Origin of the sequence: Streptococcus sp. AS14 (genome assembly GCF_000286495.1) — a bacterium.
GTDB classification, from domain to species: Bacteria; Bacillota; Bacilli; order Lactobacillales; family Streptococcaceae; genus Streptococcus; species Streptococcus sanguinis_P.
In genome coordinates this window covers 251,162-265,116 of sequence record NZ_ALKI01000012.1, presented here as the reverse complement: position 1 = coordinate 265,116, position 13,955 = coordinate 251,162, and the positions used below count along the sequence as shown (strand labels likewise).

Genomic DNA, 13,955 nt, shown 5'->3' with positions numbered 1-13,955 from the left:
TCTCCTTTAGATGAGTTCTAACTTTTCAAAGGCCTTGTAGAGACCGTCTTGGCTGACCGAGTCTGTCACCAGATCTGCCATGGCCTTGATTTCCGCTCCGCCATTTCCCATAGCGACCGCGACCTGACAATAGTCCAGCATAGGAATATCAACCTTGGCATCACCGAAAGCCATAGTATCCGCCTTATCAGCATTCAGATGCTTCAGCAGAACCTCAATAGCATGCGCCTTGGTAATACCTTTGGCTCCCAAGTCACCAAAGAGAGCATGCTCGCCCTTACCTCCCCAAGTACCCGCCTTAAGCTCAGGAAAAGCTGCCTTAGAGTCCAGATGGTCTTGGTAGCTTCTGAGAATAAAGCTGACTTTGTTCAGGTCGTCTCGGTAGAGCTCCCCACCATAAACCAGGCCATGAAGTGCTTCTTCTGCCTCCATATTTACTACTTTTTCTGGATTAACACCTTTTCCAAGGACGTAGGTCTGAAGCACTGGTCGTGCTGCTTCACGGAAGCCCCTGCTTGCAAAGAGGCCGTTATTACTCTCTAGGTAAAACTCTAGCCTCCGCTCCTGAAGCCAGTCGACTAGCCGTCTAGCAACCTCTTGAGGAATCAGCTGGTGCAGAATAACCTCCCCCTCATGCTCCACATAGGAGCCGTTGCCCCCAATCATGCCATCAAAGCCAATATCCCAAATTTCCGGCGGCATCTCAGCCTTGCTGCGGCCGGTGCAGACATAGACCAGATGGCCCTTTTCTCGTGCCTTGCGAATGGCGACAACAGCAGACTCCGGTATATGATTATCATAGTCGATGATGGTTCCATCCACATCCAGAAAGATGATTTTTCTCGTCATAAATCCCCCTCTTCCTCATCTTCTTCCTCGCATTTGCCAAATGCTTTCTTCTAATAATCCAAGCTAGCAAATGCTTTCTTCAATTTTTACAAATTCTCCTATTCTGACCCAGCTCTATTTTATAAAAGCTTCACTCTATTATATACCTTTTTGAAAGCCTTTTCCTATAGAATTATTATAGATAATGGTACTATCCTACTCTCTCAGAGAAAAAAACAAGAAGGACAGCTTTTAATCAGCTTGTTCCTTCTGTTCTTTTTATTTCCCAGCTTATCTACTCATCTTCTGCTTCAAACAGCCAGAGTTTGGAATCAAAGTCATAGCTTGACTTTTGCTCAGAATCCTCTAAAAGCTGACCGCTGGAAGCGTCCGTGGTGACCAGTCCAACTCGCATAAGCTCAGCCCCCGTATAGGCACACCCCTCTAGCCGATAGACCTTATCCGCAGCCAGTCCTTTCAGTTGCAAGCACTGATGAGAGCGATTGACTTGATTGAGGACCTTGAAAGTGCCTAAAAGTGCAGTATTCTGATCCTGACTGACAACCATCCAAGCTGTCTGCCCATCTCCCTTAAATGGCGACTGCAGTCGATAAAAAGTTCCATTATGAATCAGCTCTCGATGGTGCTTGTAAAAAGCTATCTGTTCCCTGACTTCAGCCAATTCTTCTGGACTTAGCTGATTAAGGTCCAGCTCATAGCCAAAGGAACCGAAAAAGGCGACATTCCCCCGCGTCTTCAACGGAGTCAGACGATTGGTCTGGTGATTGGGCACGATGGAGACATGGGCTCCCATGGATGAAAGCGGATAGAGAAGACTGGTTCCATACTGGATTTTCAAACGCTCAATCGCATCCGAGTCATCGCTGGTCCAAGCTTGCGGAGCATAGTAGAGCATACCTGGATCAAAGCGGCCTCCACCCGAAGAGCAGGACTCAAATAACAATCTCGGATAGCGACTAATCAAACGCTCATACAAGTCATAAACACCCAAGACATAGCGGTGAAAAATCTCTCCTTGCTGATCAGCTGGCCAGGCAGCTGAGAAGACATCCGTCAGAGGGCGATTCATATCCCATTTGATATAATCCAGCTGTGCTTCCTCGATAACCGCCGATAGACGCTCAAAAATCTCATCCACTACTTCCGACCGAGAATAGTCCAAAACAAACTGGTTCCGACCATGGTGGGGCTGTCTATCTGGCACTGCCAACAGCCAGTCAGGATGAGTTCGGTAGAGTTGGCTGTCCTTATTGACCATTTCCGGCTCAAACCAAAGACCAAACTTCATGCCTAAACCGTGAATTCGCTCTGCTAGCGAGCCCAGCCCCTGCGGCAGCCTTTCTGGATTGACAAACCAATCACCCAGCCCAGCACGATCGTTAGTCCGCTGGCCAAACCAGCCATCATCTAACACAAAGAGCTCCACCCCTACTTCCTGAGCCTTTTCAGCAAGCTCCAGCAGCTGATCCTCACTAAAGTCAAAATAGGTAGCTTCCCAGTTATTGATGAGAACAGGACGCACTCGCTCGCGCCAGTAGCCCCTAGCTAGACGTCGACGAAATAGCTGATGAAAGACTTGACTCATGCCATTGAGGCCCTGCTCAGAATATACCAGCAGAGCTTCTGGACTGGTAAAGGACTGGCCCGCAGCCAGCTTCCACTCAAAACCGAAAGGATTGATGCCTATCTGCAGCCGAGTCACATCATAGGTGTCCACCTCAGCCTGAATGAGAAAATTACCTGAGTACACCAAGGCCGCTCCTAGCACTGGACCTGAAAATTCCGTCGTTTCCGGTCGCTTAAGAGCTACAAAGGGATTATGGTGAGGACTGGAAATGCCGCGGGTTGACTCAATAGACTGAATCCCCTGCTGAAGCGGGCGCTCCTTGATATGGCGTTCCCGGGCCCATGCTCCTGATAGCTGCAACCAGTCATAGTCAGCATCTGGCAGATCCAGCGACAGACTAGTTAGAGATTCCAAATAGCAAGTTTCCTTGCCTTGATTGATCACTTTGCTGGAGCGAGCGATAACCGGCCAATCAGCAAAAATCGTATAAAACAGCTGAACTTCCACTTCTGTCAATGCATCTCGCAGAGTTAGAATAAGAGTCTTAGCCTCCGTTTGAGCCTCTGTATAAGTAGCGGGCAGCCCCTCTAAAGCTGGCTTACCATCTACTGTCTGATGACTGACATAGACAAAGTCAGTAATACGCGAGCCATTTTCCTGCCGCAGACAGATAGCGGGATGGCGAAAATCTGTCGTGCCGTATTCTGGAAATTCCTGCCGCACATGCTCCAAAGAATAGCGTAAATCTCCTTCTTTCCGATAGGTTGTCATGGGCCGATGATGCAGCTCCACCAGATAAGAATAATCCCGCTCCGGTACCGCCGCACCATAGTAAAGTTGCAAGAGTTTACCATCCTCCGAAACCTGGAAGATATAAGAAACATCACCATTAGTCAGATGAAATTGCCTGCACTCTTCGTTAAACAAAACACTCGCCTTATTCATGTCCTTCTCCTTTCGCTGTCTGCAATCATACTTCTCCTTTCATTATAAAAAAGGCTCCCCCTTTTGGTAAGCCTTTCTTTCTAGTATTATTTATCCAAATGTGACTTTTTACAGCTCCTGCCCCAGATGAGAGCTAGCCTTGCGAAAGTTCAAGGGCGACTGGCCACGTGCCTTCTTGAAGGCTTTTGAAAAGCTCTGTGTTCCGGCAAAGCCCGTCTTATTGGCAATCTCTTCCACCGAAAACTGGCTGCTCGTCAGCAAATCAGCTGCCATATTGAGCCGCAAATCATTACTGTACTCCTTGATCCCCTTGCCTACTTCATCCTTGAAAAGCCGAGATAGGTAGGAAGGGTGCAGCGCCAATTTCTGCGCCAACGCCTGCACAGATAAATTTTCTGGCAGATGACTGCTCAGCAATTCCAAAACCTGCTGGACATAAGGATTGACTCGACGGCTTTCCGTGATTAAGGATGCCTGCTTGATACGCTGGGACAAGAGCTCTAAGAAGCGATAAACTTGCCTTTGCAGAGCCAGTTCAGCTGTTATTCCGCTGCCCTCATAGGCCATACTTTCAAAGACCAAGGCCTTAAATTCCTGCAAAGAAGTCAGCTCAAAAGACCATTGGCCAGACTGTAAGCCCAGATCCTGCAGATAGCGAGGCAAGAGACGCCCACCCAGTCCCATCCAGACATAAGACCAAGGCTCTTCCCTGTCAGCCTGATAAAAGACCGATTGACCTGGCGGCACCACAAAGCCCTGCCCTTCCTGCAAATCATAGCGCTGATTGCCCACGGAGTAAGTCCCCCGTCCCTTCAGTACGATGTGAATGACATAAACATCCCGAACAGCCGGCCCAAAGCTATGATGGGCTTCCGTTTTTGAATAACCGCAGAAGGCAAAAAAACAATCTTCTTGCCCAAACTGCATAGACTTAACCAAGGTCAGCGAATGCTCCATCAACTCCTCCTTAGATTTGGATAAGATTTTTATCCTTATTATAAAACAAAAACCACTAATCAGCAAATGAATCTGATTAGTGGTTTCTTCATTCATCTTAAAAAGATTGAACGGATGGGTTATGATTGAAGAGGGCATGGGTAGCCTTATAGATATGGTAGGCTGTTGCAGCGTTATTCATAGTGTAAAGGTGTATGCCCGCTACATCTTGGGTCACCAAGTCAACAATTTGGTCCACAGCATAAGCCAGACCAGCTGCTCTCAGAGACTCTGGGTCATGTTCGTACTTATCCAGAATAGCCCGGAATTTTCTTGGCAGCTTGATATTCTCACAGGTCTTGAGCAGGCGCAGAGCCTGATTGCGGTTGAGAATCGGCATAATCCCAGCATGGATAGGCACTTCAATACCAGCTAAAATACACTTGTCCTGAAAATCATAAAAGCGCTCATTATCAAAGAAAAGCTGGGTCACCAGACTAGAACAGCCAGCATCCACCTTTTTCTTCAGATTTTGAATATCCGAAATCTGATTTGGCGAATCCGGATGGCCCTCCGGATAGCAGGCTCCGATGATGTCAAAGTGCGGTGCTTCTGTCTTGATGTATTCTATCAAGTCAGTCGCATAGGTAAAATCATCCTTAGGCGCCACATCTGGAAAAATATCCCCTCGCAAAGCTAAAATCTGATGGACACCAACCCGATCTAGAGACTGCAAAATATTGGACACCATCTCCTTGGTCAGATAAACCGCGGGTAGGTGAGCAATCGTCGGAATCTGGAGTTCGTTGGCGATGAACTCAGTCAAACGAACCGTCGTCTCCTCAATGTCAAACTTATTATTGCTGGCTGTCACACTGATAAAGTGAGGAGCCAAATCTTGCATCTCTCTCAATGCCTGAAAAATCTTATCATTGCCTACTGCCGGATTGGGAGGAAATACTTCAAATGAGAGACTGGGTGTGTGACGACGAACCATATAACAAAAAGTTCCTTTCAATGATGGTAGTGATAGCCGAGGACAATCCTAGAAGAATAGCTCCTGCAGGATTGTCAGCTCTGCTTCAGTTTTAGTATGTTCCTCCATCAAGATCAACTGTTGAGGTTCGAGGAGGATTATTTCAAGTGTTGTCTAGCTGCTTTGGCTGCTTCTACTAAGCGCACCAGGCTAGCCTTGGTTTCTGGGATACCACGAGTTTTAAGACCACAGTCAGGGTTGATCCAGACCTTGCTGCTTGGCACCTTAGCCAAGATAGCTTCGATGGTATGGTCAATTTCCCCTTCATTTGGCACGCGCGGTGAGTGGATATCATAAACTCCAGGCCCCACTTCTGTCTGGAAGTTCTTAGCCTTGAGCTCATCCAGGATTTCCAAGTTAGAGCGGCTAGCTTCAAAGGAAATCACGTCCGCATCCATGTTGTCGATAGCTGGGATGATATCTGTAAATTCTGAGTAACACATGTGAGTGTGGATTTGCGTATCTGGCGCTACTGTAGAGTGTACCAAGCGAAAGGCTGGAATCGCCCAGTCAAGGTAGTCTTCGTACCAGTCGCTACGACGGAGTGGTAATTTCTCACGAAGAGCAGCTTCGTCGATTTGGATAATCTTCACGCCTGCAGCTTCAAGGTCAAGAACTTCATCCTTGATAGCAAGAGCGATTTGAAGGGTAGAATCCTTGATAGAGATGTCTTCACGCGGGAATGACCAGTTGAGGATGGTAACAGGTCCAGTCAACATACCTTTAACAGGTTTGTCAGTACGGCTTTGTGCGTAGCTAGACCATTTGACAGTGATTGGGTTGAGACGAGTCACATCACCCCAGATGATTGGTGGTTTCACCCCACGCATACCATATGATTGTACCCAACCGTTCTTAGAGAAGAGGTAACCTGACAGGTTTTGACCGAAGTACTCAACCATGTCATTACGCTCGAACTCACCGTGCACCAGCACGTCAAATCCAACTTCTTCTTGCCACTTGATCCATTCGTCAATTTGCTCAGCCAAGAACTTGTCATAGTCTTCTGCTGACAATTCACCCTTGCGGAAGGCCAAACGTTTAGCACGGACTTCCTTAGTTTGAGGGAAAGAACCAATCGTGGTAGTTGGCAACGGTGGCAGATTGAGCGTCTTGTGCTGGATTTCCTCACGCTCTGCAAAGGCTGGCAAACGAGTGTAGTCTGCGTCAGTCAAACCAGCGATGCGCGCACGAAGTTCTGCATTTTCACCAATACGTTCAGTCGCAAAGAGTTCTTTGTTGGCAGCAAGTGCTTCTGCACCACCGCCATTGCGGATAGCATCCAAGTCACGGATTTCATCCAATTTTTCCACCGCAAAGGCAAAGTGGTTCAAGATTGCTGGTTCAAATTCTTCATTAGCCGTTGTAAATGGCACATGGAGCAGTGAACATGAGCTTGTCAACACAATGTTTTCAGCTGGGATTTGCTCAAGAACCGCCAAGCTCTTTTCGTAGTTATTGCGCCAGATGTTTTTACCATTGACAATCCCTGCATAAAGAGTCTTATCAGCTGGGAAACCACCTTTGACAAGTTCAAGTGTTTTCTTGCCTTCGACAAAGTCCAAACCAATCGCATCTACTGGCAAGTCTACAAGGTCTGCATAGATGTCACGAACGTCACCAAAGTAGGTTTGAACCAAGACTTCCAAGCCTTTCTTGTCTGCCAAAAGCTTCTTATAAAGGTCCAAGAAGAGAGCTTTTTCTTCTGCTGACAGGTCTTTGACCAGACTTGGCTCATCCAGCTGGATACGCTCTGCGCCCAGCTCTGCTAATTTTGCAAAAACTTCTTGATAAGCTGCAGCTAGGCCATCTACAAAGTCAGCCGGAGCCACACCGTCTTCAAAGTCAGATACTTGCAGGAGAGTGAATGGGCCAACCACAACTGGACGGGTTACCAAGCCCAACTCTTTAGCTTCTGCAAATTCATCAAAAATCTTATGCCCAGCCAGTTTGACTTTGGTTTCTTTTTCAAATTTAGGAACGATATAGTGGTAGTTAGTGTTAAACCATTTCTTCATCGGAAGAGCACGGACATCCCCTTTTTCGCCCTGATAGCCACGAGCCAAGGCAAAGTACCGCTCCAAGTCAGTCAAATCCAAGCCTTGCACAGATGACGGCACCACGTCAAAGAGAAAGGCTGCATCCAGCACATTGTCATAGTGAGAAAAGTCATTTGACGGAATCTCTGAAATTCCTTTTTCCTTAACAATATTCCAGTGCTTAGCGCGCAGCTCTTTGGCCGCAGCCAGAAGCTCTTCTGCTGAGATTTCATGTCTAAAGTATTTTTCAGTTGTAAATTTTAATTCGCGGAATTCACCCAAACGTGGGAAACCAATGATAGTCGTTGACATAAACGTCCTCCAAAATTTTTCTTGATTTTATCTTATCAGAAAATCTCCCCTCTGTATAATTGGAATTTCCCAGAGTTTGATATAGTCTAAAACTATAACCAACCTCATCAACCAATTCAAAATCCCCATTATAGCAACACCATTGACTAAAATTATTGTTTGCTATAGGTAGAAGTTATGGCCTTGAAAAAAGAAAAACCAGTGAGAATAAACTCTCGTTGGTTTTTGATTATTCGATTGTTTAATGTTTCTGTAGCGCTGGATGCTGCTCCAACCATGCTTTTGCTTCTTGACTATTATGAATCTGAGTATCAGATACAGATGAATCATCATTGTAGCCATAAACTGGCAAGACATCTTCTCCCTTGGTCGCAAACCAATAAAGAAGAGTATCAAACCACTCATCTGGTGTAACCTTATCCGTCCTAACATAAAGCGCCCAATCCTCTTTAATCAGCTTAGACTCTAAATCTGGGTACAGGCTGTAAAGATTGATGTTCACATCTTGAACCCTCCCGTCAAGTGTGAATTTTGCTATTTGATTCGAAGGATTCATATAGCCCTTAGAATCTATAACTTCCGAAAAATTTGTTGCTTTTGCCGTATTATAGATATCAGAATCCATGGTAAACTTTGTATCTTCTGATAGTTCTTCTATTTGTTCAGTTTCTATATTTAAATACACATCTTTAAAAGTTGGATGCTCCTCATCTGATAAATTCTCGATCCTTAACTCGAAGTAATGGGTATTTCCTAGATAAAAGGAGCCGCCGAAATTATTAAAAATAGGGATGCTTTTATTATTATATTTTCGCACAACCTTATAGAGATCAATCTTTCGTTCTGGCAGTTTCTCATCTTCTAAATTATAAAGAATGAGATTATAATATTCGTCTTTTAGCTGAAAGTGAGCTTTTAGAAAACCTTTTTTTGTATCTTTTATTAATGCTTCCTTTTTTTCATAAGTGATGGCATAGTTTTTACCAACCTTTATATTACTTGGAGCAAGAATATATTGTTTTTTATCTCCAAGGATTTGAATCTCTGAACGTCTTACTTTTGAGTGCGAATTACTCTTATATGTTATCTTCTGAGATTCATTCTCCGTTGATTTTCTATAAATAGTGAAATAAAAACTAACAAGCAAGATAGTCAATAGAAGCGAGCTGAGAATAATTATTTTTTTCTTCATCTACTTGCACTCCCTTCAGCTTTTTTCTCCTCCTTCTCCACAACAAACTCTCTAACTAAGCGGTAAATAACTGCGAAGATAGGAGTGAAGAAAATCATGCCGACCAAGCCAAAGAGATTACCTCCAATCAGGGCCGCGGCTAGGGTAAAGAGAGTTGGGAGACCAACGGACTGACCTACCACGCGCGGATAGATGACATTGCCCTCAATCAGCTGCACTCCCTGAAAGACTGCGATTGAAAGAAGAGCTTTCCAAGGGCTATCGGTAAAGATAAAGATAGCTCCCAGAGCACAAGCTGAAAAAGGACCGATATAGGGAATGAAAGAGAGCACTCCAGCCAAAACTCCTGTCAATGCTGCATAAGGCAGGCCTGTCAGAGAGTAGGCGATAAAGACTAAAACACCGACAATAACTGCCTCTATCATCTGCCCCATCAGGAACTTATCATAGGTCTCAACAATGACAGAACCGACATAGGATAGGCGTTTGACAGCTTTCTCAGGAAGCAGAACCTGCAAGAGACGGCTAGTGATTGTCTGCAAATGCTCCTTGCTGCTCAAGAAAGCAAACATAAGAAAGATAGACATGATGACAGAGAAGAAATTGCCAAAAATGGCAGAGATATTGCCCGTCAGGCTGCCCAGAAGAGAGATAGCTCGGTTAACAATGTCGCTGTTTTGCAGCTGCTTGGTCAAATCTTTCAGCTGGCTAGAGGAAAGCAAGCCAGACTGCTGCAGCCACTTGGCTACCTGAGGTGCTACCTTGCCGATTGTTGCGCTCAGCTGATTGACCGCTGTGGTCAGAGTCGGCACGACGATGGAAACAATCCCTGTCATAATGAGAGCTAAAATCAGCACCTCTAAAATTAATGCCAAACCGCGCTGCAATTTTTGTGGGACTCGGCATTTATCCAAGAAGTCTTCCAGCTTTTTCATCGGGACATTAAAGATAAAGGCTAGGACTCCACCCAATATAATGGGTGAAAAAACCGAAGTCAGACTCTGCAGGCCAGACCAGATGTTCCCGATATAGAGAACCAGAGCCAGAGCAAGCGCCGCAAAGACGATTAGTTTATAAGATTCATTTATTTTTTTCATAAGGCTTCCTTTTAAGGTTTTGTCATTTCCTTATTTTATCATAATTTTCAAGGGCTTTCGAGCAGGAGGAAGCATGGGTTAGTCAGCTTTGTCATCGCTCTTGAATTTGGGTACATCTTGAAGATAAAAAATCCCCGATATGATAGCTAGAACGCCAGCCAAGTTCCCCAAAAATGGAATGATTCCTGCAAGAAAGGCGAAAAAGAGAAGCTTATGGCTCATCTTATTGACTCTTGGCTCTTCACTATAATGAGCCATTCCAGCTAGGGAAAGACAAAGAAACAGCAAGCTGATCAGTATGATCAGGACGCCCCAGTCAGACTTTTCGACCATTTTGGGAACTAAAGCAACTATTTCCCAGTGCCATCTCTGAGAAGAAGCGTAAAGGATGATGAGGCCTCCTAAAATTCCAGTAATTCCATTTACTAATAACAATTTATTTGATTTCATAGCAATCTCATTCTTTCTTTTTTAAACATAGTATACCTAGCTACTTTCTAATCTGTCAACCATTATAAAAGAATGATTGTCACATCCGATAAATCCGTTTTCATTCAAATTATCTTATGATAAAATAACTTTATGCACAAGAAAACGATTATTGATTTTAAGCAATTGGGCCAACGCCTGATTTTTACGAATCCCATCAAGGAGCTAAAGACTCGCCGTCTTGACCAAGTGGAGGAACTTTTGGCAGAGATTGAGGGCTGGCAGGAGAAAGGATACTATGCTGTCGGTTATGTCAGCTATGAAGCGGCTCCAGCTTTTGAGGAGAAATTCCAGGTTCATCCAGCTCCGCTCCAGAAGGAATACCTCCTCTACTTTACTATCCACGATAAGGCTGAGCAGGATTCCATTCCCTTGACCTATGAGGAAGTAGAAATGCCCGCAGCTTGGCAGAGCCTGACTTCTGAGCAAGAGTATGAAAAAGCCATCGAAACTATTCATCATCATATCCGGCAGGGCGATACCTATCAGGTCAACTATACGGTGCAGCTCAGCGCAGAGCTCAATCCTGAGGACAGTTTGGCTATTTACAACCGTCTGGTCGTCGAGCAAAATGCCGCCTACAATGCCTATGTAGAGCATGACGAGACTGCCATCTTGTCCATCAGCCCTGAGCTCTTTTTCGAGGAGCACCTAGGTCAACTGACAACTCGTCCGATGAAAGGCACGACCAATCGGGGACTGACCTTAGAGCAGGATAGAGAGCAGGCTGCTTGGTTGGCCCAGGATGCCAAAAACCGAGCTGAAAATATGATGATTGTCGATTTGCTGCGTAATGACATGAATCGTATCTCACAGACTGGCAGCGAGCACGTTGAGCGGCTCTGCAGCGTCGAACAATACTCTACAGTCTGGCAGATGACCTCTACCATCAAAAGTCAGCTGCATGAGGGAATTGGGCTGGCAGAGCTTTTCAAGGCGCTCTTTCCTTGCGGATCCATCACAGGCGCTCCTAAGATTTCGACCATGGCGATCATCAAGGCGACAGAAAAAGCTGCCCGCGGGGTCTACTGCGGTACAGTCGGCATCTGCCTACCAGACCAGAGACGGATTTTTAACGTCGCCATCCGCACCATTCAGCTGGAGGGAAGGAAAGCCATCTATGGCGTTGGTGGCGGCATCACTTGGGACAGCACCTGGAAATCTGAATACATCGAAACCCAGCAAAAATCTGCCGTCCTCTATCGAAAGAATCCGCGATTCGACCTGATTTCTACAGGAAAAGTGACAAATAGAAAGTTAACCTGGCAAGAGCAGCACCTGCAAAGACTGACAGAAGCAGCCGGCTACTTCGCCTATCCTTTTGACCAAGACAAACTGAAGCAAGAGCTAGAAGAAACCTGCACTCAGCTGAATAAAGAACAGGATTACAGGCTGCGTATAGCTCTAAAAAAAGACGGCAGTATTGAACTAGAAACGACTCCTCTACTTCCACTAACGGATACTTTCAGAAAGGCAAAACTGGTCGAGCAGACAGCCAATCTAGCCCAGCCCTTTACCTATTTCAAAACCAGTCATCGGCCACATCTGACCTTGGAGCAGCAAGAACAGATTTACTACAATGCTCAAGGCAAGCTGCTGGAAACCTCTATCGGCAATCTGCTGCTGGAGCTAGACGGCAAGCTCTACACGCCTCCAGCTGAACTAGGCCTGCTCAAGGGTATCTACCGCCAACAGCTACTGGATAAGGGTCAGGCTACTGAGAAAGTTTTAACGCTAGCTGACCTGGCTCAAGCAGAGAAAATCTACGCCTGCAATGCAGTCAGGGGACTGTACGAGCTGGAGATTGATAAAGGAGAGCTCTGATATGAAAGTTATCTTTCTGCACGGACTAGGGCAAGACGAGCGTTCTTGGAAGAAAGTTCAAGAAGCCCTAGTCAATGTCCCAACGGAGTCGCTAGCTCTTTTTCCAAGGGGAAATGAAAGCTACCAAGAAATTCGACAAGCAACCCTCCAGCACCTTCAGACCCAAGAACAGCCATTTATCTTAGTCGGTTTGTCACTCGGTGGCTTGCTGGCACTGGACCTAGCTGACCAAGCTCTTACTCATCTGAAGGGTTTGATTTTATCCGGGACTCAATACAATTTAGCAGATAATTTTCTCTACAGACTGCAGATTCTTGTCTTTAAACTGATTCCCAAAAGAGTCTTCACCAAGCAAGGAGCCGATAAGGACCAGATGATACGGATTTTGACCGAACTGCGTAAGGTAAATCTTACTGATAAGGTAAAGAAAATCAAGCGCCCCAGCCTGCTTGTTTGCGGCAGCAAAGACAAGCCCAATCTAAAAGCTGCCTACAAACTTAACAAGCTGCTGAAAAATTCTCAGCTTTGCATTATAGAAAAGGGCGGCCATACTCTGAATAGCCAAGCGCCCGAAGCATTTGCTCAAATAATAGAGAAATTCCTAGATGAGTTCTGACCCTTTTACATGACAAACCAAAAACTTTAGAAATATTTGAGAAATTCTTTAGAAATATTTGAAAGTTTGGCGCTATACTAGTTAATAAGAAGGGGAGTTTTCTCTCCTAACATCATGAAAAGGAGAATTGATCATGGAAAATGTTTTGGTTTTACAGCAAGTCAGCAAAAAATTCGGCCGGCAGTACGCTCTGACCGATGTGAGTCTGACGATAAAAAAAGGAGATATTTACGGTTTGATTGGCAAGAACGGGGCCGGAAAGACCACTCTGATCAAGGTCATCACCCAACTCTTGGAAGCAAGCAGTGGCAATGTCTCCCTCTTCGGCTCTCAGAACTATCAAGAATGGACGCAGAGCCTCAAACGGGTCGGATCAGTTATCGAAACTCCGGTTGCTCACAACCACCTGACAGCCTATGAAAATCTCAGCTACTACTGCAAGCTCCGCCATATTCCCCATGCGGACAAGGTCATTCGCGAAACCTTGGAATATGTAGACTTGACGGATACCGGCAAGAAAAAATTCCGCGACTTCTCACTCGGGATGAAACAGCGGCTGGGTCTGGCTATTGCACTGCTTACTAGACCTGACCTGATGATACTGGATGAGCCTATCAACGGCCTGGATCCGGTCGGCATCAAGGAATTCCGCCAGCTGGTGCAGCGGCTCAACGAGGAGTTGGGCATGACCTTTATCATCTCCAGCCATATCCTGTCTGAACTTTACTTGGTGGGTACTCGGTTCGGCATTATCGAGGAAGGGCGATTGATTCGCGAGATTTCCAAGGCGGAGTTTGAAGAACAGAGCGAAGACTATATCGTGCTTAAAACGTCGCAGTTAGAAGAAGCCAGCCGGCTGATTCACGACCAGCTCATGCATCGCATCAAGGTGGTCAATGCTTCTGACGAGATTCATATCTTCACCCATTCGCATGAGATTAGCAAGATTGTCAAGGAACTTGCGGCTGCAGATATACCGGTGCAGGAGATTTACTATGCACGACAAAACCTAGAAAACTTCTTTACAGACTTGGTCAAATGACAAAGGGAGGC

The 13,955-nt window shown here is 45.6% G+C and carries 11 protein-coding genes; 3 read left to right on the top strand and 8 right to left on the bottom strand.

What is annotated here, in order from left to right:
• Positions 1-6: 6 nt before the first annotated feature.
• The 8 genes from HMPREF1150_RS05865 to HMPREF1150_RS05900 form a co-directional block, all read right to left on the bottom strand.
• On the bottom strand, positions 7-849 hold the full coding sequence (locus HMPREF1150_RS05865) for a Cof-type HAD-IIB family hydrolase (RefSeq protein WP_009659599.1): 843 nt from the start codon (positions 847-849) through the stop codon (positions 7-9).
• 274 nt (positions 850-1,123) lie between these two features.
• On the bottom strand, positions 1,124-3,361 hold the full coding sequence (locus HMPREF1150_RS05870) for an alpha-galactosidase (RefSeq protein ID WP_009659827.1): 2,238 nt from the start codon (positions 3,359-3,361) through the stop codon (positions 1,124-1,126).
• Positions 3,362-3,469: 108 nt separating this feature from the next.
• Positions 3,470-4,414 (bottom strand): AraC family transcriptional regulator, encoded by a 945-nt coding sequence (locus HMPREF1150_RS05875; RefSeq protein WP_032905449.1) that lies wholly within the window; start codon positions 4,412-4,414, stop codon positions 3,470-3,472.
• A gap of 1 nt (position 4,415) precedes the next feature.
• Positions 4,416-5,294 carry a methylenetetrahydrofolate reductase [NAD(P)H] gene (gene metF, locus HMPREF1150_RS05880; protein WP_009659656.1) on the bottom strand — a complete coding sequence of 293 codons (879 nt, stop codon included), beginning with the start codon at positions 5,292-5,294 and terminating at the stop codon, positions 4,416-4,418.
• A gap of 137 nt (positions 5,295-5,431) precedes the next feature.
• Positions 5,432-7,684 carry a 5-methyltetrahydropteroyltriglutamate--homocysteine S-methyltransferase gene (gene metE, locus HMPREF1150_RS05885; protein ID WP_009659636.1) on the bottom strand — a complete coding sequence of 751 codons (2,253 nt, stop codon included), beginning with the start codon at positions 7,682-7,684 and terminating at the stop codon, positions 5,432-5,434.
• 241 nt (positions 7,685-7,925) lie between these two features.
• A complete protein-coding gene (locus HMPREF1150_RS05890) occupies positions 7,926-8,876 on the bottom strand; it encodes a hypothetical protein (protein WP_009659740.1) in 951 nt (316 codons plus the stop codon).
• Entirely contained in the window at positions 8,873-9,973 is a 1,101-nt protein-coding gene (locus tag HMPREF1150_RS05895; RefSeq protein ID WP_009659711.1) for an AI-2E family transporter, read from the bottom strand. The genes HMPREF1150_RS05890 and HMPREF1150_RS05895 overlap by 4 nt, the downstream gene beginning before the upstream one ends.
• A gap of 78 nt (positions 9,974-10,051) precedes the next feature.
• The gene (locus tag HMPREF1150_RS05900) at positions 10,052-10,423 is read right to left on the bottom strand and encodes a hypothetical protein (RefSeq protein WP_009659755.1); all 372 of its coding nucleotides are present in this window, start codon (positions 10,421-10,423) and stop codon (positions 10,052-10,054) included.
• A 132-nt stretch (positions 10,424-10,555) separates the two neighbouring features.
• Between HMPREF1150_RS05900 and pabB the strand changes: the two genes are divergently transcribed.
• From pabB to HMPREF1150_RS05915, 3 genes are all read left to right on the top strand, one after another.
• Positions 10,556-12,286: an aminodeoxychorismate synthase component I gene (gene pabB / locus HMPREF1150_RS05905; RefSeq protein ID WP_009659794.1), complete on the top strand. Its 1,731-nt coding sequence runs from the start codon at positions 10,556-10,558 to the stop codon at positions 12,284-12,286.
• 1 nt (position 12,287) lies between these two features.
• The gene (locus tag HMPREF1150_RS05910) at positions 12,288-12,902 is read left to right on the top strand and encodes an alpha/beta fold hydrolase (RefSeq protein ID WP_009659590.1); all 615 of its coding nucleotides are present in this window, start codon (positions 12,288-12,290) and stop codon (positions 12,900-12,902) included.
• 133 nt (positions 12,903-13,035) lie between these two features.
• A complete protein-coding gene (locus HMPREF1150_RS05915; RefSeq protein ID WP_002932115.1) occupies positions 13,036-13,944 on the top strand; it encodes an ABC transporter ATP-binding protein in 909 nt (302 codons plus the stop codon).
• The last annotated feature ends 11 nt before the right edge of the window (positions 13,945-13,955 follow it).